Annotated in this window: 32 protein-coding genes; 2 read left to right on the forward strand and 30 right to left on the reverse strand. The window is 62.5% G+C overall.

What is annotated here, in order from left to right; genetic code table 11:
- The first annotated feature begins 20 nt into the window (after positions 1–20).
- Positions 21–1,367: an ABC transporter substrate-binding protein gene (locus tag QN084_RS04495; RefSeq protein ID WP_069695776.1), complete on the forward strand. Its 1,347-nt coding sequence runs from the start codon at positions 21–23 to the stop codon at positions 1,365–1,367.
- 102 nt (positions 1,368–1,469) lie between these two features.
- Here QN084_RS04495 and map read toward each other — a convergent pair whose 3' ends face one another.
- From map to rpsJ, 28 genes are all read right to left on the reverse strand, one after another.
- Positions 1,470–2,297: a type I methionyl aminopeptidase gene (gene map, locus QN084_RS04500; protein WP_069695777.1), complete on the reverse strand. Its 828-nt coding sequence runs from the start codon at positions 2,295–2,297 to the stop codon at positions 1,470–1,472.
- 31 nt (positions 2,298–2,328) lie between these two features.
- Positions 2,329–3,240, reverse strand: coding sequence for an NAD-dependent epimerase/dehydratase family protein (locus tag QN084_RS04505; protein ID WP_069695778.1), 912 nt, complete (start codon positions 3,238–3,240; stop codon positions 2,329–2,331).
- Complete coding sequence (locus QN084_RS04510) at positions 3,237–5,009, reverse strand: class I adenylate-forming enzyme family protein (RefSeq protein ID WP_083261946.1); 1,773 nt, start codon at positions 5,007–5,009, stop codon at positions 3,237–3,239. Before QN084_RS04510 ends, QN084_RS04505 begins: the two co-directional genes overlap by 4 nt.
- Positions 4,999–6,180, reverse strand: coding sequence for a cytochrome P450 (locus QN084_RS04515; RefSeq protein ID WP_069695779.1), 1,182 nt, complete (start codon positions 6,178–6,180; stop codon positions 4,999–5,001). The genes QN084_RS04510 and QN084_RS04515 overlap by 11 nt, the downstream gene beginning before the upstream one ends.
- Before the next feature lie 2 nt (positions 6,181–6,182).
- On the reverse strand, positions 6,183–6,986 hold the full coding sequence (locus QN084_RS04520) for a glycosyltransferase family 2 protein (RefSeq protein WP_069695780.1): 804 nt from the start codon (positions 6,984–6,986) through the stop codon (positions 6,183–6,185).
- Entirely contained in the window at positions 6,983–8,038 is a 1,056-nt protein-coding gene (locus QN084_RS04525) for a 3-oxoacyl-ACP synthase III family protein (protein WP_069695781.1), read from the reverse strand. Before QN084_RS04525 ends, QN084_RS04520 begins: the two co-directional genes overlap by 4 nt.
- A 111-nt stretch (positions 8,039–8,149) precedes the next feature.
- Complete coding sequence (locus QN084_RS04530; RefSeq protein WP_021472423.1) at positions 8,150–8,719, reverse strand: adenylate kinase; 570 nt, start codon at positions 8,717–8,719, stop codon at positions 8,150–8,152.
- A 5-nt stretch (positions 8,720–8,724) separates the two neighbouring features.
- Positions 8,725–10,035: a preprotein translocase subunit SecY gene (gene secY, locus QN084_RS04535; RefSeq protein ID WP_031216558.1), complete on the reverse strand. Its 1,311-nt coding sequence runs from the start codon at positions 10,033–10,035 to the stop codon at positions 8,725–8,727.
- A 188-nt stretch (positions 10,036–10,223) separates the two neighbouring features.
- The gene (rplO, locus tag QN084_RS04540) at positions 10,224–10,694 is read right to left on the reverse strand and encodes a 50S ribosomal protein L15 (RefSeq protein WP_021472421.1); all 471 of its coding nucleotides are present in this window, start codon (positions 10,692–10,694) and stop codon (positions 10,224–10,226) included.
- Positions 10,694–10,900, reverse strand: coding sequence for a 50S ribosomal protein L30 (rpmD, locus tag QN084_RS04545; RefSeq protein WP_003803757.1), 207 nt, complete (start codon positions 10,898–10,900; stop codon positions 10,694–10,696). Before rpmD ends, rplO begins: the two co-directional genes overlap by 1 nt.
- Positions 10,901–10,902: 2 nt before the next feature.
- On the reverse strand, positions 10,903–11,574 hold the full coding sequence (gene rpsE / locus QN084_RS04550; protein WP_170828566.1) for a 30S ribosomal protein S5: 672 nt from the start codon (positions 11,572–11,574) through the stop codon (positions 10,903–10,905).
- A 29-nt stretch (positions 11,575–11,603) separates the two neighbouring features.
- On the reverse strand, positions 11,604–11,987 hold the full coding sequence (gene rplR / locus QN084_RS04555) for a 50S ribosomal protein L18 (RefSeq protein ID WP_021472419.1): 384 nt from the start codon (positions 11,985–11,987) through the stop codon (positions 11,604–11,606).
- 3 nt (positions 11,988–11,990) lie between these two features.
- Positions 11,991–12,527 (reverse strand): 50S ribosomal protein L6, encoded by a 537-nt coding sequence (gene rplF / locus QN084_RS04560; RefSeq protein ID WP_021472418.1) that lies wholly within the window; start codon positions 12,525–12,527, stop codon positions 11,991–11,993.
- Positions 12,528–12,545: 18 nt separating this feature from the next.
- Positions 12,546–12,944 (reverse strand): 30S ribosomal protein S8, encoded by a 399-nt coding sequence (rpsH, locus tag QN084_RS04565; protein ID WP_062097496.1) that lies wholly within the window; start codon positions 12,942–12,944, stop codon positions 12,546–12,548.
- Between the two features lie 78 nt (positions 12,945–13,022).
- Positions 13,023–13,598, reverse strand: coding sequence for a 50S ribosomal protein L5 (rplE, locus tag QN084_RS04570; protein ID WP_021472416.1), 576 nt, complete (start codon positions 13,596–13,598; stop codon positions 13,023–13,025).
- Positions 13,598–13,957, reverse strand: a complete 360-nt coding sequence (rplX, locus tag QN084_RS04575; RefSeq protein WP_021472415.1) for a 50S ribosomal protein L24 — start codon at positions 13,955–13,957, stop codon at positions 13,598–13,600. The genes rplE and rplX overlap by 1 nt, the downstream gene beginning before the upstream one ends.
- Positions 13,958–13,960: 3 nt before the next feature.
- Positions 13,961–14,329, reverse strand: a complete 369-nt coding sequence (gene rplN, locus QN084_RS04580; RefSeq protein ID WP_003803789.1) for a 50S ribosomal protein L14 — start codon at positions 14,327–14,329, stop codon at positions 13,961–13,963.
- A gap of 353 nt (positions 14,330–14,682) precedes the next feature.
- Positions 14,683–14,982: a 30S ribosomal protein S17 gene (rpsQ, locus tag QN084_RS04585; protein WP_021472414.1), complete on the reverse strand. Its 300-nt coding sequence runs from the start codon at positions 14,980–14,982 to the stop codon at positions 14,683–14,685.
- Complete coding sequence (gene rpmC, locus QN084_RS04590) at positions 14,979–15,299, reverse strand: 50S ribosomal protein L29 (RefSeq protein WP_021472413.1); 321 nt, start codon at positions 15,297–15,299, stop codon at positions 14,979–14,981. The genes rpsQ and rpmC overlap by 4 nt, the downstream gene beginning before the upstream one ends.
- Positions 15,300–15,301: 2 nt before the next feature.
- Positions 15,302–15,718 (reverse strand): 50S ribosomal protein L16, encoded by a 417-nt coding sequence (gene rplP / locus QN084_RS04595; RefSeq protein ID WP_021472412.1) that lies wholly within the window; start codon positions 15,716–15,718, stop codon positions 15,302–15,304.
- A complete protein-coding gene (rpsC, locus tag QN084_RS04600; protein ID WP_021472411.1) occupies positions 15,719–16,540 on the reverse strand; it encodes a 30S ribosomal protein S3 in 822 nt (273 codons plus the stop codon).
- The gene (rplV, locus tag QN084_RS04605) at positions 16,541–16,906 is read right to left on the reverse strand and encodes a 50S ribosomal protein L22 (RefSeq protein WP_021472410.1); all 366 of its coding nucleotides are present in this window, start codon (positions 16,904–16,906) and stop codon (positions 16,541–16,543) included.
- A 38-nt stretch (positions 16,907–16,944) separates the two neighbouring features.
- On the reverse strand, positions 16,945–17,226 hold the full coding sequence (gene rpsS, locus QN084_RS04610; protein ID WP_003803803.1) for a 30S ribosomal protein S19: 282 nt from the start codon (positions 17,224–17,226) through the stop codon (positions 16,945–16,947).
- Between the two features lie 12 nt (positions 17,227–17,238).
- Positions 17,239–18,078 carry a 50S ribosomal protein L2 gene (rplB, locus tag QN084_RS04615; protein ID WP_021472409.1) on the reverse strand — a complete coding sequence of 280 codons (840 nt, stop codon included), beginning with the start codon at positions 18,076–18,078 and terminating at the stop codon, positions 17,239–17,241.
- Positions 18,079–18,107: 29 nt separating this feature from the next.
- Positions 18,108–18,413, reverse strand: a complete 306-nt coding sequence (rplW, locus tag QN084_RS04620) for a 50S ribosomal protein L23 (protein ID WP_021472408.1) — start codon at positions 18,411–18,413, stop codon at positions 18,108–18,110.
- Complete coding sequence (rplD, locus tag QN084_RS04625) at positions 18,410–19,027, reverse strand: 50S ribosomal protein L4 (RefSeq protein WP_021472407.1); 618 nt, start codon at positions 19,025–19,027, stop codon at positions 18,410–18,412. Before rplD ends, rplW begins: the two co-directional genes overlap by 4 nt.
- A gap of 4 nt (positions 19,028–19,031) precedes the next feature.
- Positions 19,032–19,682, reverse strand: coding sequence for a 50S ribosomal protein L3 (gene rplC, locus QN084_RS04630; protein ID WP_021472406.1), 651 nt, complete (start codon positions 19,680–19,682; stop codon positions 19,032–19,034).
- Between the two features lie 17 nt (positions 19,683–19,699).
- A complete protein-coding gene (gene rpsJ / locus QN084_RS04635; protein ID WP_003803825.1) occupies positions 19,700–20,008 on the reverse strand; it encodes a 30S ribosomal protein S10 in 309 nt (102 codons plus the stop codon).
- A gap of 384 nt (positions 20,009–20,392) precedes the next feature.
- On the opposite strand from rpsJ, the gene QN084_RS04640 reads away from it, so the two are divergent.
- On the forward strand, positions 20,393–21,832 hold the full coding sequence (locus QN084_RS04640) for a GH1 family beta-glucosidase (protein ID WP_021472404.1): 1,440 nt from the start codon (positions 20,393–20,395) through the stop codon (positions 21,830–21,832).
- A 55-nt stretch (positions 21,833–21,887) separates the two neighbouring features.
- Here the strand turns inward: QN084_RS04640 and QN084_RS04645 are convergent, their stop codons facing one another.
- Together QN084_RS04645 and QN084_RS04650 are read right to left on the reverse strand one after the other, a co-directional pair.
- Positions 21,888–22,013 carry a hypothetical protein gene (locus QN084_RS04645; RefSeq protein ID WP_021472403.1) on the reverse strand — a complete coding sequence of 42 codons (126 nt, stop codon included), beginning with the start codon at positions 22,011–22,013 and terminating at the stop codon, positions 21,888–21,890.
- Positions 22,014–22,038: 25 nt separating this feature from the next.
- A complete protein-coding gene (locus tag QN084_RS04650) occupies positions 22,039–26,361 on the reverse strand; it encodes a hypothetical protein (protein ID WP_139126843.1) in 4,323 nt (1,440 codons plus the stop codon).
- Positions 26,362–26,368: the final 7 nt, after the last annotated feature.

The raw sequence follows: 26,368 nt of genomic DNA on the forward strand, positions 1-26,368 counted from the left end.
AGTAAGTGAGAGGAAGCACCATGCGCACCAACCTTGACCGTCGGCATTTCCTTGGCCTCGCAGGCCTGGGTGCCGGGGCCGCGGCATTAACTGCCTGCGGCGGGCCATCCACCGCGGGTCCGGGGACCGCCGTCGAATCTGCTGCCGTCGACTTCACCAACGTCAAGCCGGCCGCCTCGTTCGATTTCTGGACCAACCACCCGGGCAAGTCCCAGGACGTAGAAAAGGCCATCATCAGCAAGTTCCAGGCAAAGTTCCCCGACATCAAGGTGAACCTGGTGACCGCAGGCGCCAACTATGAGGAAATTGCGCAGAAGTTCCAGACGTCCCAAGCCGCCAAGACCGGACTTCCCGGCTTGGTTGTCCTCTCCGATGTGTGGTGGTTCCGCTACTTCTCCAACGGCAGCATCATCCCGATCGACAATCTGGTGAAGCACCTGGACATCCAGCTCGACGACTTCCAGAAGTCCCTGGTTGACGACTACAAGTACGACAACCAGCAGTGGGCCCTGCCATACGGCCGCTCCACCCCGCTTTTCTACTACAACAAAGACCACTTCAAGGCCGCAGGCCTTCCCGACCGGGCTCCGGCGACGTGGCAGGAATTCGCCGAGTGGGCTCCCAAACTGAAAGCCTCCTCCGGCGCGCAGTACGCCTACATTTATCCCGCGCTGGCCGGCTACGCGGGCTGGACCTTGCAGAACAACCTCTGGGGCTGGGGCGGCAACTGGTCCAAGGACTGGGAGATCACGTGCGATTCAGACAAGTCGGTTGCCGCTCTGCAGTGGGCCCAGGACTCGATCTACAAGGACGGTTGGGCAGGCGTTTCCTCCAAGGAGGCCGCGGACGACTTCGCCGCCGGCATCACCTCGGCAACCATTTCCTCCACGGGCTCCCTGCTGGGCGTCCTGAAAGCAGCGAAGTTCAACGTGGGAGTCGGCTTCCTGCCGGGCGGTCCCGAGGCAACCACCGGAGTCTGCCCTACCGGTGGCGCCGGGCTGGGCATCCCGAGCGGTATCAGCAAAGAGGAGCAGCTCGCCGCCGCGACGTTCCTCAAGTTCATGACGGAGCCGGAAAACACGGCCGCCTTCTCGGCGGCAACGGGTTACATGCCCACGCGCCTGTCCGCCGACATGTCAGCTGTCCTGGCCGCCACGCCGCAGATCAAAACGGCCATGGACCAGCTCGCCGTTACCCGTGTCCAGGACAACGCCCGGGTGTTCCTTCCCGGCGCCGACCAGGAAATGGCCAAGGCGGCAGCCAAGATCCTCACCCAGCAGGGTGACGTCAAAGCAACGATGACCGAGTTGAAGAAGACGCTCGAGGGCATCTACACAAAGGACGTCAAGCCCAAGCTGAAGGGCTGAAACCCTTGGGAAAAGGAAGTGCGGGGCTGCATGGGCAGCCCCGCACTTCCTTTTGACTCTTTGTTATGGCAACGCCAGGCCGGTTGACACCAGCAGGGAAGGTCAGGGGATGGGTACCGGCACGACGCCGAGCGGCGCAAGGTTGGCTGCCCCGCCGTCCGGTGAGGACAGGACCCAAATGCCCTTTTCATGGACGGCAACGGAGTGCTCCCACTGGCACGAGCGCTTGCCGTCGGTGGTGACTACGGTCCAGTCGTCATCCAGGGTCGCCGTTTCAATGCCTCCGCGCACCAGCATCGGTTCGATGGCCAGGCACAGGCCGGGCCGGATCTTAGGGCCACGGTGGCTGGTGCGGTAGTTCAGGACATCCGGGGCCATGTGCATCTCGGAACCAATCCCGTGGCCGACGTAATCCTCAAGGATCCCGAGGGGCTTGCCCGGCACTGAGGACACGTAGTCATCGATCGCATTGCCGATGTCGCCCACGAACTTGCCCTTGGCCAGACCGGCGATGCCGTGCCACATGGCGGCCTCGGTGACATCGGAAAGCCGCTGGTCCTCGGGGTCAGCGGTTCCAACGATTACGGTGCGGGCCGAGTCCGAGTGCCATCCGTCCACGATGCAGCCGCCGTCGATCGAGATGATGTCCCCGTCTTCCAGGACCCTGTTGCCGGGGATTCCGTGGACGACTTCCTCGTTGACCGAGGTGCAGATGGTTGCCGGGAAGCCGTGGTATCCGAGGAAGTTGGACTTGGCGCCGGCATCGTTCAGGACGGCAGCAAAGACGTCGTCGAGGTCCTTGGTGGTGACACCTGCCTTGGCTGCTGCAACCGCTGCGTCAAGGGCGCGGCTGAGGACCAGTCCTGCCTCGTGCATCTTGCGCATCTGCTGGTTGGACTTGTATTCAATGCGGGGCTGACCGAACGCCATGTTCTCCTCTGGATGTTCCCACGAGCGCCGATCAGGCCCCGTGCTCCAACCATTTTCGCGCATCCGAGAGCGTGGTCGAAATTGGTTCGACCCCAAGCCCCTCGCGAAGCCTGTCCAAGCAATAGGTCCGCTCCCGCCCGAGTTGGCTCACGGCATAGCGGGTCAGCCGCGGCGGAGTCCCCGTTGCCATGGCAGCAGCTTCGGAAAAGCCGGCCACGGCCATCGCCACGGCCCCCGGAATATATCGGATGCCCGTGTGCGGGTGGCCCGTCACGTCAAGGACCTCACGCAGTATTGAACCGAGCTCCACAGGCTCCGCATCGGCCACATTTACGGCACCGCGGAGTTCGGACCCGCAGGCTGCGAGCGCGGCGGTGGTCAGGTTGTCGATATGCGTCAGTTGATGCCTCACGGTGGGACCGCCGACGCTGAGGAGCCGTCCGCGCCGGATGTTGCCGATGAGCCGTGGCAACAGCGTCCGGTCGCCTTGGCCGTAGACTCCGTGTGGCCGGAGGGACAAGGCGTTGCCGTGCTTGCGTGCTTCGATGTCGGCCAGCGCCTTGCTGCGCCCGTAGGCGTTCAGGTGCTTGGACGCGACCTCTTCCTCAACGCGGTTCACGCAGGACTCGCACCACGGGTAGACGCTGGAACTTGAGATATGGACCAGGCGCGTCCGCGCATAGGCCTCGCTGAGGGCCCGCGTCCCCAGGACATTGACCCGGTGAAAGATCCGGGGGTCGCCCCAGTCCGCGACGTGGGCACCAGCATGCACGACGGCGTCAACCTCCGGCAGGCGCGCTGGCGGACGGTCCGCGAGGTCCCAGTATGCGTAGCCCGGGTCCCGGCGACGCGCGAACCTTACAACGTCCCATCCCTTGTCTTCAGCGGCCCGGGCGATCGCTCTTCCGACGAAACCCGTGGCACCCGTGACGGCGATCTTCATGCCGGGCCCACCAGGGCCGCTGCGTCTGTAACCGCTCCGAACTGCTGCCTGAGCGCTTCACGATCCGGCTTCCGGTGCCGCCCGCTGACCGGCATATTGTCCAGGACTTCGATGCGGTCCGGGAGTGCCGATTCGTCGATGAGTCGCGGTAGCTCCTGCCCGAGCCGGGCCTTCAGGGCCGCCGCCGACTGACCGGCCCGCGGCACAACCGCCAGCCACACCGACTCGTCACCGATGCCGTCCGGAACTCCTACCATCGCCGCTTCAGCGACACCCGCCACGCCGGCGATGACGGGTTCATACAGAGCGGGGTAGATGTTGGTCTTGCCCCGGATGATCATGTCCTTCTTGCGTCCGATCATCACCAGCCGTGGCCGCGCCCCGGAGCTGGTGGACGCACCCCGTGCCCCCGAGCTGATGGGCGCGCCCCGTGCCCCCGCCCCGTAGTCGAGCCTCACCAAGTCTCCCGTCGCGTGTTCGATCATTGGGTCCTGGCCCAAATAGCCGTGGCACATGTTGGGCCCGCGGGCGAACAGTTCGTGGTCCTCACCGAGGCGGATTTCGACGGCGGGCAGCGGTTCCCCGAGGAAGTCGCCCTCACCACGACCATCCTGGGTGAGGTGCCCGGCGTCAGCTCCCGAGGCGAAGGCAAGCTTCTCCCTGCCGTCCGCTATGGCTATGGGCAGAAGCTCGGTCATTCCGTAAATGAGCTTGAAGTCCACATCGGGCAAGACCCGCATGGCCCGCTCCAGGAAAGGTGCCAGAACGGGGGCCGCTCCCAACATCACAGTTCCCAAGGTCTTCGGAAGCGTGACCTCCCCACGCTCAATCCCGTCGAGGATGGGCGCCAGCTGCGACGGCACCAGGAAAAGGTGAGTGGCGCCGTCGTACGTTGACCTTTTCCCGGCGACCGGCCCAAGTTCGCCGGCCAACCGAAGGGGGTCGATGTGCGCCGAAAAGCCGTACGAGGGCATGGTCCAGTGAGCCCCGGCGATCAGGGCCGGCAGGCCCATCATGAGCTGCTCCGAATGGATACGGTCCCCGTCGCTGAAGGTGCACTTGGTGCTCAACTGCTGAAAACCGGCAGCCAAGGAACCGCGCGTATGGACAACACCCTTCGGTGCTCCCGTGGTTCCGGAGGTGAAGATGATCACCGCTTCCTGGGCGGGATGGTGCCCGGGCTGTCCCTGGGTGGTGCCAGTAGTCAGGGGTCGTCTCAGCGTCTTCACCGGGGTAGCTCCCCGGGGCACCCCCGGCATCCAAGGTCCCGAATAGTAGTGGCGGACGTCCATCGCGCCGTAATCCGGCAGGAGCAGGCCACGCCGACGCGCCAGGGGGCGGAGGGGACTCCTGGTACTCACTGCGTAGAGAAGCGATTCGGCAGCCGCCCAACCCGGCGCGGCCAGCTCCGCCCTGTCCCGGAACAACGAAGGACCGATGCCGGGGTCAATGAACACCACCGACCCACCGGCCCGGACGGCACCCAACGCGAGGATGAACGCGGCCGGACTCGGCCTTACCGAGAAGAGCATCCTTTCACCCTTGCCAAAGCCGTCGGCCTGCAGGCGCACCGACGTAGCTTCGATGCCTTCCATCAGCTGCCTGTAGGTGATGGTTGGACCGGGCCTCACTGACACCTTGCCGCCGGGCCGACGCCTGGTCCTGCCCGGAGCTGTGATGGCGGGATTGTCCGGGACACGTTCAGCCGCCGCGTAGACGGCGGCAATGAGGTCAGGGCTGTCCTGCCCGCCGGTGATTTCAGAGGGCATTGGCGAGCTCCAGCTTCCGGTAGCCCGGAATCAGCACACGCGTGCTGACGACCCGGGAGGCGATGACCCACGGCCTCTGCGCAAATCTGTCCAGGAGAACCTCCAACGTTGCAGTGATCTCAGCCATGGCCAGCGGCATGCCGATACAGAAATGTGGTCCTGCCCCGAACCACAACTGGCGCGCTTGCGCCGGGATGGGTTCCCCCGGGTTGAAACCACCCAGGCTCTTGGCAGCATGGATGGTGGACAACAGGATCCGGTCCCCGCTGCGCACAACCGTTCCTCCGATGTTCCCGGGGGCAACGGCGTTTCGCAGCATCATGGGCGACGGCACCGTGAACCTCAACGACTCGTTCACGGCTGCCCCCATCCCCGACCTGTCCGCAACCAGTTCCTCAATGCGTCCGGTATCGGCAAGCAACGCCACCAGCCGGGGCACGAATGACACGAGCGTTTCCGTTCCCACCATCACGAAGGCACTGATGATGCCCATCGCTTCGTCTTCGCTCATGCCCAGCCCGCGGAGCCGACCCGGGAAGGTTGCAGGGTCTCCGTCGCGGTAGGCGCTTCGGGCAGGTCCTGCGAGAACCTCGACGGCGGCCCTCCCCTTGGCAGCCTGCTCCGGCGTCAGGGTTGGGCGACCTAAACGAACCAAGGATGAGATGGAGGACCCTAAATCGAAGAGTTCCTTGTTCGGCAGTCTGCCCGGAGTATGTTCCGGAACGCCCAGCAACCGTGAGATGACGCCGCCCGCCAGTTCCTTGACGCAGTCCACCAGGTCCACCCGTCCCGGCCCGTCCAGGTCATGCTCAACGCGGGCCTTCAACGCAACGGATGCCGGCTGGACGATTTCCGCCACCGAGGCCGGAGTGAACAAGTCAGCGAGCTTCCGCCTTAGCTCGCGATGCTCTGCACCGTCCATGTTGACCAGTGCCTTCGGGCCGACGACCGGTGTCCAAAGACCTCCGGAGGCAGAGGGCCCGTTCTTGACGAAGCGCTCACCGTCCAACAGCACATCGCGCACCAACCGTGCTTCGCTGACCAGGACACCCAGCCCCGGGATCCTCATCACCGGTTTCACGGCGCCCAGCGATCGGATGGTCGGGTACAGCAAGGGATGCGCTCCGAGGTGGACGCGCCGTTCCCAGCGTTCAGCGGTTGCAACTGACATGGCTACCGAATGTCCACGTGCTCGGGACGGTAACGGTGGTCCGCGTACCAAGCCAGCGTGTTCTTCAAGCCCCACGCTTTGACCCGCCGGGAGGACCCGTAGACCACGACGTCCCTCCGCAGCCCGTAATTGCGTGTCAACTTCCGGACGCGGTTGGACAGTGCCCTGTCCTCGTGGAGGTCCTCGATCCTGGTCCGCGGGAATCCCCCGGAGCGGTGATACATATCCGCGGTGATCGCCATGTTGCAGCCCGGAAGCATTTGGTAGGGGCCCAAATAGCCCTCTCCCTTGTTGCCGGGCCTGATCTTTCCGAAGAAAGACGCAACCTCGACGGCCACCAGCATCAAACGACGATCCCGCGCAGTGATGCCTTCGTCCTGCCGGGGAATCAGCTGCCCGGCAATCAGTTCCAAGCCATCGTGGAAGGCCGCCATGATCCGGGCCGTCCAATCCTTGGCAGCAAGGCAATCCGCGTCCGTGCGGGCCAACCATGTGGCACCGTGTTCGACTCCGAACCGCATGCCCGTATCGGCAGCTGCGCCTGTGCCCTTCTCCGTTTCATGGATCAGCCTGATGTCCATGACAGGGTGCTCACCGGCGAAGGCTTCCACGATGGCGCAGCTGGCGTCGGTGGATCCGTTATCAACCACAACCACCGTGAAGTCCTGATAGACCTGCGCAGCGAGCGAATCCAAGGCCTGGCGGACAAGCTTCTCTTCGTTGAGCATCGGCACTGCGATGCACAGCGGCCTGGTAGCGGAATCGCTGTGCAACCCTGTTCCGGCTCCTGCTGACGAGCGGTTCATAGCCGCACCACCGCGATGCCCAGGCTGACGCCGCCGGCCAGGCCTACCAGGGCAACCAGGTCTCCCGGACCACATCGTCCACCATCCAAGGCGAGCTTCAACTGCAACGGAAGACTAACGGAGGCCAAGTTGCCGAACTCTTCCACTGCCGGGACCAACAGGTCGCGCGGCACTCCCGCACGCTCTGCAAAGATCTCCCGGTAGGGCGCGCTGACTTGGTGGACACAGACCACCGCGAAGTCTTGCCAGTTCAGCTTGAGGGCCTCCAAGGTCTCTCCCAGGACATCGGAGCCCAAGTCCAGGAAGGCGTCCTTCAGCTTCTCCCCGTCCATGGTGAAATAGCTGGCTTCGGGGTCCCGGGGAAACGCAGATCCACCGGCGGCCAAGGTCCCGACCGGCCAGTGGATGCTCTTTGCAGTGAAGGCCATGCCAAGAATGCCCTCGGCTGCCGGGCTTGAAGCCTCACTGTCAGCAATAGCGCCTTCGGAAGCTTCGAGCAGGACGGCCGCGCCGCCGTCGCTCATGGTGTAACCGGGGAAGCTGGACGCGAAAGTCGCGAAATCAGGAACCGACCACCGGACCGCCCGCGAGGGCGACTCCCCCGTCACCACCAGAACCCGACCGTAACGGCGGGAGGCAATCAGGGAATCAGCCACTTCCAGTCCGTTCAGGAAACTGTTGCAGGCGTTCTTGACGTCCATCACCGGGCAGCTGAGCCCAAGCTTTGCGGCGGCAATATGGGCTGTTGCGGGCTCCACCATGTCCTGGCTCGCGGAGGCAAACACCAGAAGGTCAACATCCGGGGCCTGGAGCCCGCAACTGGCCAGGACCTTGGCTGCTGCGTTGACGGCAAGATCTGATGCCTGCTCCGACTCGGCCATCACACTACGGGACCGTATGCCTGTGACGCGGGAAATCAAACCCTTGGGAATCCGGAAGCCCGGGCTCGACTCGACAATGCGCTGCTCGACGGCATTCGTGTCAAGACGTGCAGGAGGCACATAGACTTCCAGACCCGCAATCCGGCTCCTGCCGGACATGACTGTGTGCATGCGCTTCCCCCAAAGACGGCCATGAAAAGGAAAAAGGGTGTGTCCCGCACTCATCGTACGGGACACACCCTTTGGCACATGAGCCGGAACACCGGCTATGTGGAGAAAGTGCTAGACAGCCTTGGCAGCTTCAATGGCGGTCAGGACGCGGTCAGTGACCTCGTCGATTCCACCAATGCCGTCAACCTGGGTCAGGATGCCGCGCTCGGCGTACTTGGCCACGACGGCCTCAGTCTGCTCGTGGTAGAGGTCGAGGCGGTGGCGGATGACGGCTTCATTGTCGTCAGACCGGCCGGTCTCCTTGGCACGGCCGAGGAGGCGGCTGACCAGTTCCTCGTCGTCGGCAGTCAGCTGGAGCACGACGTCGAGCTCCTGCTGGGTCTCGGCGAGGATGTTGTCCAGGTAGTCCACCTGTGCCGTGGTGCGGGGGTAGCCGTCCAGGAGGAAGCCGTTCTCGACGTCGCTCTCGCTCAGACGGTCCCGAACCATCTTGTTGGTGACGCTGTCCGGTACGAAGTCACCGGCGTCCATGTACTTCTTGGCCTCCAGGCCAAGGGGGGTCTCTCCCTTGACGTTGGCACGGAAAATGTCGCCAGTGGAGATGGCGACTACGCCGAGCCGCGCGGAAATCCGTTCAGCCTGCGTACCCTTGCCCGAACCCGGAGGTCCAATGATCAGCATTCTCGTCATCGCAAAAGCCCTTCATAGTGACGTTGTTGTAGCTGCGCATCAATCTGCTTCACGGTTTCCAAGCCCACACCCACCATGATCAGGATTGAGGTGCCACCGAACGGGAAGTTCTGGTTGGCGTTGATCAGGACGAGTGCAACCAGCGGAATGAGTGCCACGAAGCCCAGGTAAAGAGCTCCCGGCAAAGTAATCCTGGAAAGCACGTACTGCAGATAATCCGCGGTCGGTTTACCCGCCCGGATGCCCGGAATGAATCCCCCGTACTTCTTCATGTTGTCCGACACTTCTTCAGGGTTGAAGGTGATGGCCACGTAGAAGTAGGTGAAAAAAACGATCATGGCGAAGTAGAGAGCCATGTAGATGGGGTGGTCGCCCTTGGTGAGGTTGTTGTTGATCCACTCAACCCAGGGGGCCATCTGCTCTCCCGCCTGCGGCTGGTTGAACTGTGCAATCAGACCAGGCAGGTACAGCATGGAGGACGCGAAGATGACGGGCACGACGCCGGCCATGTTCACCTTGATGGGAATGTAGGTGCTGGTCCCGCCGACAGTGCGGCGGCCAATCATGCGCTTGGCGTATTGCACCGGGACGCGCCTCTGGGACTGTTCGACGAACACCACCAGCGCCACCGTGACCAGGCCGATGGCAAGGACGATGAAGAAGGTTCCGGGGCCCTGCGCGGTCCAGATGGCACCCAGCGACTGCGGGAAGCCTGCAGCGATCGAGGTGAAGATGAGCAGCGACATGCCGTTGCCCACGCCCTTCTCCGTCACGAGCTCGCCCATCCACATGATGAGTCCGGTGCCTGCGGTCAACGTGATGATGATGAGGATCGTGGTGATGATGCTCTCATCAGGGATGATCGGCAGGTTGCAGCCGGGCAGCAACTGGCCGGAACGGGCCAGGGATACCAGGGTGGTGGCATTGAGCAGACCCAGCGCGATGGTGAGATACCGGGTGTACTGCGTCAGTTTCGATTGGCCGGAGGAACCTTCCTCGTACAACTGCTGGAACCGGGGAATGACCACCCGAAGCAGCTGAACGATGATGCTCGCCGTAATGTACGGCATAATACCGAGCGCAAAGATGGAAACCTGCAGCAAGGCACCGCCGCTGAACAGGTTCACCAGCTGGTAGATGCCCTGCGAGGTGTCACCGGTGTCTAAGCATTGCTGGACATTCTGGTAGTTCACACCAGGCGAGGGGATGAAAGCTCCCAAGCGGAAGATTGTGATGATTCCCAGCGTGAACAACAACTTGCGTCGCAAATCGGGCGTCCGAAACGCCCGGCCGAATGCGCTTAGCAAGCGTCCTCCTGAGGTAAAGGTACAAGGATGTAGATGGGGTTAAGGAAACCCAACAATCGAGTCTAGCTGCTACGGACGCCGTCAGAATAATCGAGAGTCCACAACCAACAAAAAAATCCCGGTACACAGGGCCTCAGGCCCCGCGTACCGGGATTTTTTCTTACTGCGGGCAAGAGCCCCACGGGGTCTTAGAGAACCGTGGTGCTTCCGCCTGCTGCAGCGATCTTGTCAGCAGCGCTGGAAGAGAAAGCGTGGGCGGTGACGTCAACCTTGACGGTGATGTCGCCGGTGCCCAGCACCTTCACGGGCTGGTTCTTACGAACGGCACCCTTCTCAACCAGGGACTCAACGGTGACAGCGCCACCTTCCGGGAACAGCTCGTTGAGCTTCTCCAGGTTGACAACCTGGAACTCAACCCGGAACGGGTTCTTGAAGCCGCGCAGCTTCGGCAGGCGCATGTGCAGCGGCAACTGGCCGCCGGCAAAGCCAGCCTTGACCTGGTAGCGGGCCTTCGTACCCTTGGTACCGCGACCGGCAGTCTTACCCTTGGAGCCTTCACCACGACCAACACGGGTCTTGGAAGTCTTGGCACCGGGGGCAGGACGCAGGTGGTGGACCTTCAGAGCGTTCTGCTTTTCAGCGGTCTCGTTCTCGGCCATTACTTCGCCTCCTCTACATTCACGAGGTGCGGAACCGTGTTGAGCATGCCAACGGTCACGGCGTCAGCGGTACGGACAACGGTGTGTCCGATGCGCTTGAGGCCGAGGGACCGAAGGGTGTCGCGCTGGTTCTGCTTGGCGCCAATGACGCCCTTGATCTGGGTGATTTCCAACTTGGCGTCGGAAGGAGTCAGGTTCTTAGCCATGACTAGACACCTGCCTTCTGGTTCTGGAGCGCACGCACCAGGGCAACCGGAGCAACCTCGTCCAGCGGCAGGCCACGGCGGGCAGCCACGGAAGCGGGCTCTTCGAGCTGCTTCAGGGCGTCAACGGTCGCGTGAACGATGTTGATCGCGTTGGAGGAACCGAGCGACTTGGAGAGGATGTCGTGGATACCCACGCACTCCAGTACCGCACGGACCGGACCACCGGCGATAACACCGGTACCGGCGGAAGCCGGACGCAGCAGGACAACGCCTGCAGCAGCCTCACCCTGCACGCGGTGCGGGATGGTGTTGCCAACGCGGGGAACGCGGAAGAAGGACTTCTTGGCCTCTTCAACGCCCTTGGCGATAGCAGCGGGAACTTCCTTGGCCTTGCCGTAGCCGACGCCAACCATGCCGTTACCGTCACCGACGACGACGAGAGCGGTGAAGCTGAAGCGACGACCACCCTTGACGACCTTGGCAACGCGGTTGATGGTTACAACACGCTCTACGAACTGGCTCTTCTCAGCGTCGCGACCGCCGTCGCGGCCACCACGGCCACCACGGTCGCCGCGGCCCTGGCCACGCTCGCCGCGCTCACCACGACGTCCGCCGCGGCGGTCGTCGGTAGCGGGTGCGGTCTCAGTTGCTTCAGCAGCTACAGCTTCAGTCACCTGAATGTCCTTTTCGTTGTTTTCAGCGGTCACAGTGCCAGCCCACCTTCGCGAGCACCGTCAGCGACGGCGGCGATGCGGCCGTGGTACTTGTTACCGCCACGGTCGAAGACAACAGCTTCGATGCCTGCAGCCTTTGCGCGCTCTGCAACGAGCTCGCCAACGCGCTTGGCCTTGGCAGTCTTGTCGCCTTCGAGTGCACGCAGGTCAGCTTCCAGGGTGGAAGCCGAAGCCACGGTTACGCCCTTGCTGTCATCGACAACCTGAACGAATACGTGACGTGCCGAACGGTTGACGACCAGACGAGGACGTACGGCCGTACCGGCGATGCGCTTGCGGATACGAAGCTGGCGACGGCTGCGTGCAGCAGACTTGCTCTTGTTCGAACGCTTCTTGTTAATTGCGATGGCCATGGTTTACTTACCAGCCTTTCCGACCTTGCGGCGGATGACTTCGCCGGCGTAACGGACACCCTTGCCCTTGTAGGGGTCAGGCTTGCGCAGCTTGCGAATGTTGGCAGCAACCTCGCCCACCTGCTGCTTGTTGATACCCGAAACAGAGAGCTTGGTGGGGCCCTCCACAGCGAAGGTGATGCCCTCAGGTGCCGAGACGTTGACAGGGTGGCTGTAGCCGAGAGCGAACTCCAGGTCAGAACCCTTGGCCTGAACGCGGTAACCGGTACCAACGATTTCAAGCTTCTTCTCGTAGCCCTCGGTAACGCCCTGGATCATGTTGGCGATCAGGGTGCGGGTCAGGCCGTGCAGCGAACGCGAGTTGCGCTCGTCGTTCGGGCGGGTGACCGTGAGAGTGTTCTCTTCGAGGGAAACCTCGATCGGGCTGGCAACAGTGTGGCTCAGCTCGCCCTTGGCACCCTTGACGCTGATGACGGAGCCATCGAGCTTGACCTCAACGCCGGCAGGAACGGTGATGGGGAGACGTCCAATACGTGACATTATTCTCTTCCTTTCCCGTTACCAGACGTACGCGAGGACTTCGCCGCCCACGCCCTTCTTGCCGGCCTGCTTGTCAGTCAGGAGGCCGGAAGAGGTGGACAGGATTGCGATACCCAGGCCACCCAGCACGTGAGGCAGGTTGGTGGACTTCGCGTAAACGCGGAGACCCGGCTTGGAGATGCGGCGGACACCGGCGATCGAACGCTCGCGGTTCGGTCCGAACTTCAGGCTGATGGTCAGCTTCTTGCCAACCTCTGCGTCCTCTTCCTTCCAGTCAGCGATGAAGCCTTCTGCCTTCAGGATGTCGGCAACGCGTGCCTTCAGCTTGCTGTACGGCATGGACACGGTGTCGTGGTATGCCGAGTTTGCATTGCGCAGACGCGTAAGCATGTCTGCGACAGGATCTGTCATAGTCATTGTGGGCTATAGCCCTTCCTCGTAACGGTTTCCGCTGCGCTGCCCTTGCGGGTCGGCGCGGCCGGACCTGATACGTAGTTAGTTTTCAGTCTTGAACGGGAAACCAAGCGCCTTGAGCAGCGCGCGGCCTTCGTCGTCGGTCTTGGCGGTGGTGACGACCGTGATGTCCATACCGCGAACGCGGTCAATGGAGTCCTGGTCGATTTCGTGGAACATAACCTGCTCGGTCAGACCGAAGGTGTAGTTGCCGTTGCCATCGAACTGCTTGCCGTTGAGGCCGCGGAAGTCACGGATACGCGGCAGGGCCAGCGATACCAGACGGTCCACGAATTCCCACATGCGGTCGCCACGCAGGGTTGCGTGTGCACCGATCGGCATGCCTTCGCGCAGCTTGAACTGTGCGATCGACTTGCGGGCCTTGGTTACCTGCGGCTTCTGGCCGGTGATGAGGGTGAGGTCGCGGACAGCGCCGTCGATCAGCTTGGAGTCCTTGGCGGCATCTCCAACACCCATGTTCACAACGACCTTCACCAGACGGGGAACCTGGTTGACGTTCGCGTAGTTGAACTCGTCCTGCAGGGACTTCTTGATGGTCTCTGCGTACTTCGTCTTCAGACGAGGAACGATCTTGGTTGCGACAGTGGTCTCGCTCATTAGATGTCCTTCCCGGTGGCCTTGGACACGCGGATACGAACGGTCTTGGTACGGCCGTCCTTCTCAACGGTGTCGAGACGGAAACCAACGCGGGTCGGCTTCTTGGTGGTCGGGTCTACCAGAGCGACGTTTGAAATGTGGATCGGGGCTTCAACAACCTCGATGCCACCGGTCTTGGTGCCGCGCTGCGACTGTCCGACCTTGGTGTGCTTGGTGACGCGGTTGATTCCTTCTACCAGCACGCGGTTGGTGTCAGGGAATACGCGCAGGACCTTGCCCTGCTTGCCGCGGTCGCCGCCGCGTTCCTGCTTCGCGCCGGTGATGACCTGAACGAGGTCACCCTTCTTGATCTTAGCCATGGACTAGAGCACCTCCGGGGCCAGCGAAACGATCTTCATGAACTTCTTGTCGCGAAGTTCACGACCAACCGGGCCGAAGATACGGGTGCCGCGGGGGTCACCGTCGTTCTTCAGGATCACAGCTGCGTTCTCATCAAACTTGATGTAGGAACCATCCGCACGGCGGCGTTCCTTCTTGGTACGAACGATGACAGCCTTGACGACGTCACCCTTCTTTACGTTGCCGCCAGGGATAGCGTCCTTGACGGTTGCGACGATGACGTCGCCGATGCCTGCGTAGCGACGGCCGGATCCACCGAGAACGCGAATGGTAAGGATTTCCTTAGCACCCGTGTTGTCGGCGACCTTCAGTCGCGACTCCTGCTGAATCAATTTTTACTCCTTGCGTCGCGCCGGTTCTCAGACCGAAAACATGCATACGGAATGAGCCTTGCGGAACGGTTGATCGGGGTGTCTCTGGACCTGCCTGGATTTTGCCAGAACAGGCCTAAACGCCCGTGCCACGAGCATCAGCTTCCCTTGCAGAAAACTCTGCGCGGGGCAGTATGCAGCGGCACGATTGTTTACGAGGTGGTTGATGACGCGCAAATGGCGCCATACAAACTCAAAATCTTAGCACGTTCAGCAGCCATACCATAACTGGCCGGAACAGCGGAAGGGCCCGCGCTCCAAACGGAACGCGGGCCCTTCCAGTAAGCCCAACCGGACGTTGTCCGGCGTCGGATTTACTTGGCCTTCTCGAGGATCTCCACCAGGCGGAACCGCTTGGTAGCGGACAGCGGGCGGGTCTCGGCGATCAGAACGAGGTCGCCGATGCCGGCGGTGTTCTGCTCGTCGTGAGCCTTGATCTTCGAGGTGCGGCGAATAACCTTGCCGTAAAGAGCGTGCTTCACGCGGTCTTCAACCTCAACAACGATGGTCTTTTCCATCTTGTCGGAGACTACGTAGCCGCGACGCGTCTTACGGTAACCGCGCTGCTGCTCAGCGCTGGCTGCTGCTTCCGTCACGTTTTCCTTCTCGCTCACTTGGCATCCTCTCCAGCTTCAACCTCGGCCGTTTCAGCCTTGGCAGCCTTCTTGGACTTCTTTTCTTCCTTGGCTTCCACAACCGGTGCGGCAACCTCGGCACGAATGCCCAGCTCGCGCTCACGAAGAACGGTGTAGATGCGTGCGATGTCCTTCTTTACCGCGCGCAGACGACCGTGGTTCTCCAGCTGGCCGGTGGCGGACTGGAAACGCAGGTTGAACAGCTCTTCCTTGGACTTGCGGAGTTCTTCAACGAGACGCTCGTTGTCGAAACCGTCCAGCTGTGCGGGTGCGAGATCCTTCGACCCTACTGCCATTTCTATTCACCACCTTCGCGACGCACAATGCGTGCCTTCAACGGCAGCTTGTGGATTGCCAGGCGCAGGGCCTCGCGAGCTACCTCTTCATTGACACCGGAGAGTTCGAACAGAACCCGGCCCGGCTTGACGTTTGCGACCCACCATTCCGGAGAACCCTTACCGGAACCCATACGGGTTTCAGCAGGCTTCTTCGTCAGCGGACGGTCCGGGTAGATGTTGATCCAGACCTTGCCGCCACGCTTGATGTGGCGGGTCATTGCGATACGAGCGGACTCGATCTGACGGTTGGTGACGTATGCCGGGCTCAGGGCCTGGATGCCGTACTCACCGAAAGTGACCTTGGTGCCGCCCGTAGCAGCGCCGGAACGACCCGGGTGGTGCTGCTTACGGTGCTTGACTCGACGTGGGATAAGCATTTAAGCCTGTCCTCCTTCTGCTGCAGGAGCAGCAGCTTCAGCGGCCGGTGCTTCAACGGCAGCAGGTGCTGCCTCGGCTGCCGGACGGTCGTTACGACGACGGCGGTCGCCACCCGGGCGGCCCGGACGGTCTCCTCCACGGCCGCGGGACGGAGCAGCAGCTGCCTGCTGAGCCAGTTCCTTGGCGGTGACGTCACCCTTGTAGATCCAAACCTTCACGCCAATGCGGCCGAAGGTGGTCTTGGCTTCGTAGAAGCCGTAGTCGATGTTCGCGCGGAGGGTGTGCAGGGGCACACGGCCTTCGCGGTAGAACTCCGAGCGGGACATTTCTGCGCCGCCCAGACGGCCCGAGCAAGCAACACGGATGCCCTTGGCACCTGCGCGCTGTGCGGACTGCATGGCCTTCTTCATTGCACGGCGGAATGCCACGCGGGAAGTCAGCTGCTCAGCGATGCCCTGGGCAACAAGCTGTGCTTCGATCTCGGGGTTCTTGACCTCGAGGATGTTCAGCTGGACCTGCTTGCCGGTGAGCTTCTCGAGCTCGCCGCGGATGCGGTCTGCTTCAGCGCCGCGGCGGCCGATGACGATGCCCGGACGTGCCGTGTGGATGTCCACGCGGACGCGGTCACGGGTGCGCTCGATCTCGACCTTGGCGATGCCGGCGCGCTCCATGCCGGTGGACATGAGCTGACGGATCTTGATGTCCTCGCGGACGAAGTCCTTGTAGCGCTGTCCCGGCTTGTTGCTGTCAGCAAACCAGTGCGAAACGTGGTCGGTGGTGATGCCGAGTCGGAACCCGTGCGGGTTTACTTTCTGTCCCACTTAGCGAGCCTCCTCTTTCTCCGGGGTTGCGACGACCACGGTGATGTGGCTGGTCCGCTTCTTGATGCGGTAGGCGCGGCCCTGGGCACGCGGCTGGAACCGCTTCATGGTCGGGCCCTCATCAACGAATGCTTCGCTGATGAAGAGGTCGCTGTCGTCGAATGCAACGCCATCGCGGTCCGCGAGAACGCGGGCGTTGGCCATTGCCGACTGAAGTACCTTGAATACCGGCTCCGAAGCTGCCTGGGGGGCAAACTTCAGAATTGCCAGAGCCTCATTCGCTTGCTTGCCACGAACAAGGTTGACGACGCGCCGGGCCTTCATAGGCGTTACGCGGATGTGACGCGCAATTGCCTTGGCTTCCATTGCTTTCCTTCTCTCGTCTAAGACGTAAGGTCAGGCGCCTAGCGGCGCTTGCCCTTACGGTCGTCCTTAACATGGCCGCGGAAAGTCCGCGTAGGAGCGAATTCGCCGAGCTTGTGCCCGACCATCGACTCAGTGACAAACACCGGGATGTGCTTGCGGCCGTCGTGTACGGCGATCGTGTGCCCGAGCATGTCGGGGATGATCATCGAACGACGGGACCAGGTCTTGATGACGTTCTTGGTGCCCTTTTCGTTTTCCCGTGCGACCTTCACAAAGAGGTGCTGGTCAACGAAAGGACCTTTTTTCAGGCTGCGTGGCATGTGTCCAGGCTCCTATCGCTTGTTCTTGCCAGTACGGCGGCGACGAACAATAAGCTTGTCGCTCTCTTTGTTCGGGCGGCGGGTACGGCCCTCGGGCTTGCCGTTCGGGTTGACCGGGTGGCGACCACCGGAAGTCTTACCTTCACCACCACCGTGCGGGTGGTCAACCGGGTTCATGGCTACACCACGGACGGTCGGGCGAACGCCCTTCCAGCGCATACGGCCGGCCTTGCCCCAGTTGATGTTCGACTGCTCGGCGTTGCCGACCTCGCCGACGGTTGCGCGGCAGCGCACGTCAACGTTGCGGATTTCACCGGAGGGCAGACGCAGCTGGGCGAAACGGCCTTCCTTGGCGACGAGCTGGACCGAAGCACCTGCGGAGCGGGCCATCTTGGCGCCGCCACCCGGACGCAGTTCAACTGCGTGGATCACGGTACCGACGGGGATGTTGCGCAGCGGCAGGTTGTTGCCCGGCTTGATGTCAGCGTCGGGGCCAGCCTCGACGAAGTCACCCTGGGACAGCTTGTTCGGAGCGATGATGTAACGCTTGGTGCCATCAACATAGTGCAGGAGGGCGATGCGAGCCGTGCGGTTCGGATCGTACTCGATTTCGGCAACGCGGGCGTTGATGCCGTCCTTGTCGTGACGACGGAAGTCGATCAGACGGTACTGGCGCTTGTGTCCGCCACCCTTGTGACGGGTGGTGATCTTACCGGTGTTGTTACGGCCGCCGGTCTTGTGCAGCGGACGCAGCAACGACTTTTCCGGAGTCGACCGCGTGATTTCAGCAAAGTCGGCTACGCTCGAGCCACGACGGCCCGGGGTAGTCGGCTTGTATTTACGGATTCCCATAATTTAATTCCTCGTTAAAGTGGTCTCCGCTACGCGAGCGGACCGCCGAAGATGTCGATTGTGCCTTCTTTGAGGGTGACAATGGCACGCTTGGTGCTCTTGCGCTGTCCCCAGCCGAATTTGGTGCGCTTGCGCTTACCGGCACGGTTGATGGTGTTGATCGATTCGACCTTGACGGAGAAGATCTTCTCCACGGCCAGCTTGATCTCGGTCTTGTTCGAGCGGGGGTCCACCAGGAAGGTGTACTTGCCTTCGTCGATCAGACCGTAGCTCTTTTCCGAAACGACGGGTGCAAGCACGACGTCGCGCGGGTCCTTGATGGTGGTTACGCTCACTTGGAGGCCTCCTCGTTCTTTGCCTTGTCAGCGACGAACGCGTCGAAAGCAGCCTTGGTGAAGACCACGTCGTCGGAGATGAGCACGTCGTAGGTGTTCAGCTGGTCTGCGTACAGAACGTGAACATCTGCGAGGTTGCGCACGGACAGTGCAGCAACGTCTTCGGCGCGCTCGATTACGACGAGCAGGTTCTTGCGCTCGGAGACTGCACGCAGCGACGCCAGTGCTTCCTTGGCGGACGGCTTGGTGCCGGCAACCAGGGCTTCAATAACGTGGATGCGGCCGTTGCGGGCGCGGTCAGAGAGGGCGCCACGGAGAGCAGCAGCCTTCATCTTCTTGGGGGTGCGCTGGCTGTAGTCGCGCGGGGTCGGACCGTGGACGATGCCACCGCCGGTCATGTGGGGAGCACGGATGGAACCCTGACGGGCGCGACCGGTGCCCTTCTGCTTGAACGGCTTGCGACCTGCACCGGAAACCTCGGCGCGGGTCTTGGTCTTGTGGGTACCCTGGCGCGCAGCAGCGAGCTGTGCGACGACGACCTGGTGCAGCAGGGGCACGTTGGTCTGGACGTCGAAGATCTCTGCAGGCAGGTCTACCTTGACAGTGCTAGTCATTTAACTAGGCTCCCTTCACGGCGGAACGTACGAGTACGACCTGGCCGCGGGCACCGGGGACGGCACCCTTGATAAGGAGCAGCGACTTCTCGACGTCAACAGCGTGAACGGTGAGGTTCAGGGTGGTGTGACGTACGGCGCCCATGCGGCCGGCCATTTTCAGACCCTTGAAGACGCGGCTCGGGGTGGATGCGCCACCGATGGAGCCAGGCTTACGGTGGTTCTTGTGGGCACCGTGGGAAGCGCCGACACCGGAGAAGCCGTGACGCTTCATAACACCGGCAAAGCCCTTACCCTTGGAGGTGCCGACGACGTCGATCTTCTGGCCGGCTTCGAAGATCTCAACAGAGAGCTCCTGGCCCAGCTCGTAGGATGCGGCGTCTGCGGTACGCAGTTCGACGACGTGGCGGCGAGGAGTTACGCCGGCCTTCTCAAAGTGACCAGCCAGCGGCTTGGTGACCTTGCGGGGGTCGATCTGGCCGTAGCCGATCTGTACGGCGACGTAGCCATCGGCCTCTGCGTTGCGCAGCTGGGTGATGACGTTGGAGTCAGCCTGGACAACAGTTACCGGGATGAGCTTGTTGTTCTCGTCCCAGACCTGGGTCATGCCGAGCTTCGTGCCCAGCAGGCCCTTCACGTTACGGGTTGCGGTCATAGTCTCTCAGCACCTCCCTAGAGCTTGATTTCGATGTTCACGTCTGCAGGCAGGTCGAGACGCATAAGCGAGTCAACGGCCTTCGGCGTGGGGTCGATGATGTCGATCAGACGCTTGTGAGTACGCATTTCGAAGTGCTCACGGCTGTCCTTGTACTTGTGCGGAGAGCGAATAACGCAGTAAACGTTCTTCTCCGTCGGCAGCGGCACCGGGCCGACTACCGTTGCGCCTGCGCGCGTGACCGTCTCAACGATCTTCCGCGCTGAAACATCAATGACCTCGTGGTCATATGACTTCAGCCGGATGCGGATTTTTTGTCCCGCCATGTCGCCTGACTCTCTTTCAGCTAGTGCTGCTCTAGTTAGGGCTGCTCTGTTTACTTACCTGTTGATGTGGCCGCCGAAGCGTTTGAGGTTGTACCACCACACGCCGCACAAGCTGAATCCGGAAACTCCGGGTTCCTCAACCTGCCGGCGCACCGACCCCCGCGGTCGGGCGTGTCGCGATTTTCACGCAAACTCGACCGCATTCCATGGGGTTCAGGGTTATGTTTGGGCTTCAGCTTGGACCCTGACATCCGGCATTATCCGAATCGGGACACGAAGAAGCGCTTGAACAACTCATCCAGTATGCCGGAAATATGGACCAAAGGCTAATCGAGGGCTCGCGGCCCATTGCCAGTGGCGGCAGCAGCTATGGATGATAAATGCATGACTGTCCAGGATACGGGTTCCGTAGAGGATTTGGCGGCACGCCTCCGCCCCGGTTTCACCTTGGGCGTCGCGACCGCAGCCTTCCAGATCGAAGGCAGCTTGACTGCGGATGGCCGGGGCCCTGCAGGATGGGACGCCTTCGCGGAGAAGCCGGGAACAATCGTCGACGGCGGCTCTCCCGCGATCGCTTGCGACCATTACAACCGTGCAGACGAAGACATCGCCCTGATGCAGGAGCTCGGCGTCGATTCCTACCGGTTCTCCTTGTCGTGGCCGAGGATCCAGCCGGAGGGGAAGGGCGCCGTCAATCCCCGTGGCCTTGAGTTCTACGACCGGCTGATCGACAAGCTGCTGGCCGCCGGGATCTCTCCCATGGTGACCGTGTACCACTGGGACACGCCGCTTCCCTTGGAACATGCCGGCGGCTGGCTGAACCGTGAGACCGCCCATCGCTTTGCCGAGTACAGCGCGATCGTTGCCGAGCGGTACGGCGACCGGGTGGATTCTTGGGTAACCGTGAATGAGCCTGTCTCGGTGACCTTGCAGGGGTACGCACTGGGCGCCCACTCCCCCGGCAACCAGCTTCTGTTCGATTGCCTCCCGGCAGCCCATCACCAGTTGCTTGGCCACGGGCTCGCGGTTCAGGCACTGCGGGCTGCCGGCGTTTCCGGACAGATCGGCATTTCCAACATGCATTCGCCCGTTCGGCCGGCCAGCAACAAACTTTCCGATCGGCTCATGTCCGATGCCCTCGACATGATCCTCAACCGCATCTATGCCGACGCCATCCTCCTGGGCGAATACCCGAAGCCGCCGCTGGCCCTTTCGCCACTGTTCCGTTCCTTGGGCCCGGTGCAGGATGACGACTTGAAGACCATTAGCCAGCCGTTGGACTTCTACGGCCTCAACTACTACTACCCGCTCAAGGTTGCGTCCGGCTCCGGTCCTGCCGAAATCCCGACTGGAGCTGCACAAGAGATGGTGAACGTGCCGTTCCATCTTGCGGTATACGACGAATATGAGACCACCGGATTCGGATGGCCCGAGGCGCCGGATCAGTTGACCACCCTTTTGCAGGAAATGCAGCAGAGGTACGGGGAGGCACTTCCACCCATTTACATCACGGAAGGCGGTGCAAGCTTCCCCGAGCCCGACCACGTGACCAGCCCGCTCCAGGACACCAACAGGATTACGTACCTGGCTGAGCACCTGGGCCATGCGCTAACGGCAACAGGCCCGGGCGGGGACGCGGAGGGAATCGACCTCCGCGGCTACTACGTGTGGACGTTGATGGACAACTTTGAGTGGGCCGCGGGTTATTCGCAGCGTTTCGGCTTGGTTCACGTGGACTTCGACACCTTGGAACGAACGCCCAAAGAGTCGTTCTACTGGCTGCGGTCCTTGGAACGGGCGCGCCGCCGCGAACAACAGCTGTAGTCCAAGCGGGTTAAAACCTCTGCCCGTGAGCGTAAAACGCTTTGCCGCCCGAGTGCTATTTGTTTTTGTTGGCCCGGTTGATCCGCTTCGCCCGGTCGATTTCGTGCCGGAAGTACTTCCGGCCCCACACAACAGAGCCGGCGATGGCTGCGATAACGACCAGAAAAATCAGGAATTCCATGGTGATCCTCTCTTTGGGAGCAACACTATCCGACTCGGTCGTGCGTGTGCTCCCCGCCCTTCGGGCCAACCACGCCCGGCTCTTGGGGCCGACTGTTCAGACGCCAGACAGCCAGGACGATCAGCACTATGGCAACAAGTGCCAGCATCGCAAAAGCATACGAACGCAGGGCCCACATCACGCTCGCTGCCACGCCCACGGCACCCCAGCCGACGAATAGCCGCTCGGACAGCAACAGCCCGGCCCCGAGGAGGACCGCGTGCACCGCCAGAACGTAGATCTGTTGCGACGGTGTCCCAGCGAAGATGGTTGCCAAAGAACTGAGGGACAGGACACCGGAAGCCATCCCCAACCTCGACCGCCCGGCCGCGCGCTGCTTCTGGTTGTAGCGCAGGCCTGCTAAAACTGCGCCGGCCACAACGAACCACTGGGCAGCCCAGAACCAATCCGGCCTGGTGCTGTCCACAAAGATCACCGCCCGCTGGAAGGCCACAACAACCACCACGGTTCCCACCTCGGCGGCCAGGTGCTTCCCAACGGGAATTTCCACCACCAGGAGGACAGCGGCCGCCGCCGTCAGGAATGCACCGGTGAAGGCGGTTTCGTCATGCACCAGCCCAAGGATGGCCGTGGCCAGAAGCCCGGCCCCGGTTGTCGCTGAGAGCGAGTAGCGCCTCCACGGCTCGGCCGTGATGGCCGGCCCTCCCAGCAGCCGCCATACGTAGAGGATCAAGCCCGTCCCAACTCCTCCGACGAGCCAAGGCAAGAGGTCAGGCCACGCGCCGGTAAATGCCGTAGTAGCTCCGGATTCGTTCAGCCAACCCTCGACGCCCGTTACCGCCCCCACCAGTGTTGTGGACGCGGCCGCGGCGTAGAAACGGGGACGGTCCTCCAGATGCGAACCTGCATAGAAGACGAGGGCCACGGTCAGGACGGCCAGACCCGTAAGGATGCGGCTGGCATCGACCGAGAAGATGCCGGCCACCGATGCGAAGAACAACGCGCTGGCGAACCAGGACCACTTCAGCTGCGGGCGGGCGGGGCTTGTACTCAAGCGGCCGAGGAAGACCCTTAGCGCAGTGAGGCCAGCAGCCAGGCCCAAGAGTACGGCCGGCACGTGGAGTTCACTGAGGACGGCCTGGTGCAGCCAAGTACCCGAGGGAAAGGTCAACGCGGGACCGGCGCCTACAACCACCCCGGCCACGGCAACCACTCCGGCATACAACGCCGCTGCATGGCGCTGGTCCCGCCATACGAGTGCTGCTGCAACGATGGCCAGGGTCAGTTCGCACAGAACCACCCAGCGTCCACCGCCGTCGAAATCCCAGGCCCAAAGGTACCAGCACGGAAGCAGCAGCTGGACAACGAGCCCCGCCCACAAGGCTTCCTTCAGCAGCGGCGAGCCGTCGAAACGCCGCCGGACGATGGGATGCAGTGCGATCTGGATGAAGACGAGACCGGCCAGTGCCAATGAAGCAGCTGCTGCGGATTCGGCGGCGTCAGCGACCACAATCGTCGCGAAGGCCGTGAAAAGCACCCGGCCTGCCAGGAGATAGGCTCCGCGCAATCGTGCTTCGCGCGTCAGCCCAACCATGAAGCCTGCGTAGGCGGTAAAGAGCCCCAGCAGGATTTCAACATCGCGGACATTGTGCCCGCGAACAACCAAAAGGTGCATGGCGGCAGGAGCCAATAGCCATGCCACACGGTGCTTGCGCAGCATGACGGCGGCGACGAGAGCCCCCGCTGCGGTGATGATGGCTGCGGCTCCGGGCTGCCACCCGTCGTGCGGTGAAGAATGCAGCACCACGGGGAACCTCAGGGCGGCGGTGGCGATCGACATCAAGGCCAACAACACGCCCGCATCAACCATCAGCAGGCTCAAGGACATCGCCTTGCGGCCTACCGCCAATACCGCCACCAATTGCGCGCCGAGCACCCAGACGATGACCGTTGCGGGCGTTGCCTCCTCGCCGCCCACGGAAAGTGCGTAGCCCGCACTGGAGAGATCCACGTAGGCCGAAGCAGCCAGCACTGTGGCGGTAGCCCGCGCGAGCCACCAGTAGCACTGGCGATGCATGGATCCGGGAAGGCGCAAGGCAGTGACAACGAAGTACATAGCAAGGGCCAGCAGCGCAAAGTTCCCGATCCCCCGGGAAACCACCGCAGCACCAACTACCGCGGAGACCATGCCAGCGGCAGGTGCCAGGAACTCCATCCCGTTCGGGCGCCATGACTCCGGCGCCCCGCTGCCCGCCCGGCTCGCCCTGCCCGCCGGAGATACAGGGGGAAACGCGAGCATGCCGGCCATAAGACCGCCCGCCAGGACCGCGAGCACTCCTGCCGCCACGACCGGATGGCCGGGCGCTTTGTCCAGGACGGTAAGGACCACCAGAGCGGTGATGCCCACGCCGCCAAACGCCAAGGCGCTGATTTGCGGGGCCAGCAGACCAACCCCCCAGCGCTCGAACGCAGCGCCAAGTACTTGCTGGGCCGCGCACACTACAACCAATGCAAGAGTTGTTAGGGCGGCAGCGTCCGGACGTTCCGGGTAAAGCGCGGTGATGAGGAAGGGAACTGCGAGGCTAAGGGCAATCCGCCCGGAAAGCACAAGCGTCTTGCGGTACACACCCTGGGCTCGCAGCGCCAGGCCGAACCAAAACAGGCCCGAGGAAGCGAACATCGCGAAGAGTGGCCACGCGCCCAGCATGGGGGCCAGGGCCGAGGCGGCGGCAACGACGGCTGCCGGGGCAAAAGCCACTCCCCCGCGTAGCTTCCACCCCAGGGGCATTGAGGTTGCCAAGACGACGTAGAAGGCCGTGTACGCGGGTAGTTCCGAGGTACTGAATGCGAGCACGATCGCGAGGACAAGGGCCACCACGAGCTGCAGGCCCAGGCATGAGACAGCGTCCGTCCACCACGTCTTTGGAGATATCCGCTGCCCGGCGAAAGCCAGAATGAGAGCCTGAATCCCGAGGCATAGGACCGCTGCCAGCAAAGCCTGGCTGACCTCTCCCGTGACATCCCACACCACGGCGATGATGGCGAGGGAGAACGCTGCCCTGGCGGCGTAGAAGTACAACGTTCGGAACTTCAGGTCAGGAACCCACAGCATGACAGCGAAATAGGCGCCGCACATCGCCATCACAAGGGAGTACTCCCCCTTGGCCATGAGGTTGGGAGTCAACGTGGCGGCTACACCCACCGCAGGAACCACAAACGGATGCAGCGCCATCAGTGGACGTATGTAGAGCGGCGGAATCCACCGCGGGCGCAAGATGGCTGCCAGGGTCAACAAAACGGCGACGCCAATCAGGGCCGTGAAGTACCACACGAGGGCCCCACCCAGCACCGAAACACCTGACCACGCCGTGGAAACCACAAAGCTGAGCGAGAGGGCTGCCAGGACCTTGTTATCCAAGCGGATCGCCGCATAGACGTAGGCAATCGTGCCGAGGACAGACGTCACCAGCCACGCGAGGGGCCCGTTGTGCAAAGCGAAGCTGTACATGGCCAGGCCGGTAACAGGGACCAGTGCCAAGCCTGTTCCGGTGAAGGCCATTGCCGCGGGGCGGAGACGCGGAACGCGTGGGTGAAGCACGAGTCCTGCGGCATAGAAGAGCACCGTGATAAGCCAAATGGCAACAAAACGAAGGGACTCAGGCAGGCTCGTACCCACAAAAAGTGCCCCGGCCGCGACCAAGAGGAGGCTCGCCACATAGAGGGTGATGTTGATGTTTTGCCGGTCGCGCTTCTCTTTGCGCTGAGCAGCCTCTTGGGGAGTCTCACCCTGCCAGGGCGGCGCAGCTTGCGGTGGCGGCTGCATCTGCCCGGGACCTCCGGGAGCTTTGGGTATGGGGGCTGGAAGAACTACGCGTTGCGGCGCGGCACCCTGGGGCGGAGCGAACCCTGCAGCCGGACGCAGCGGCTCGTAGACCGAGTAGCCCTGCACCGGGGATCCGTGAACCGGGCGCGGTGCCGCAGGACGCTCAGGGGCAGGACGCTCGGGGGCCGGACGCACAGGGGCAGCTTGCGTCACGACCGATGGCGCAGCAGCCGCTGTCGGCTGGACAGTCTGCGGAAGGGCTGCCTCGCCCTGCTTCGCTTGCGCCGTCTTGGCTACGGCGTCTTGCCAGCCAGCCAGATGCCCCGCGAGGTATGCCGCACGGTAAGCATCATCGTCGTCCCTCGCCGCACCGCTCCGTGAGCCTGCAACACAGCGGCCCCGAGCCACACCGAGGGCGTAGGCCCCGGCGCTAAGGCCGGCAAGGAACAGCAAGACGACGACGGTCAGGAACCCCAGCACGGCAACTCCAAAGGTGAGTCCGGGCAGACCGCCCGGTTTATCCATTCGATAG

This window comes from Paenarthrobacter sp. R1 (genome assembly GCF_030264015.1).
In the GTDB taxonomy this organism is placed as follows: Bacteria; Actinomycetota; Actinomycetes; order Actinomycetales; family Micrococcaceae; genus Arthrobacter; species Arthrobacter ureafaciens.